At 73.5% G+C, this 223-nt stretch carries 1 pseudogene; it reads right to left on the bottom strand.

From position 1 onward, the window contains the following. A pseudogene (locus E4K09_RS28710) lies at positions 1-223 on the bottom strand (hypothetical protein); the annotation flags it as partial.

The following is a 223-nucleotide window of genomic DNA, read 5'->3' as shown; positions in this document are numbered from 1 at the left end:
CGCGCTTCCGCAAAGGGGGCGAGCAGGGCCAGCATCTGCGAGGCGATGCCGCCGGCGCCGTGAAGGCCCACGATCAGCGGCGCGGGCTTGGCCGGGTCGAGCCCCGGCGGAATGAGCACGATTCCGTCTCGCCCCTTGCCAAGGTCGAGCGCATGACGTCCCGGCGGCGTGCCGGCCGGGGCCGCGATCGTCTCAGGCCGGGCGCTGAGACGACCTGACGTGT

This window comes from Microvirga pakistanensis (assembly GCF_004458765.1).
GTDB lineage: Bacteria > Pseudomonadota > Alphaproteobacteria > Rhizobiales > Beijerinckiaceae > Microvirga > Microvirga pakistanensis.
The sequence above is the reverse complement of the archived record's forward strand: the minus strand, read 5'-3'. Positions and strand labels throughout refer to the sequence as shown.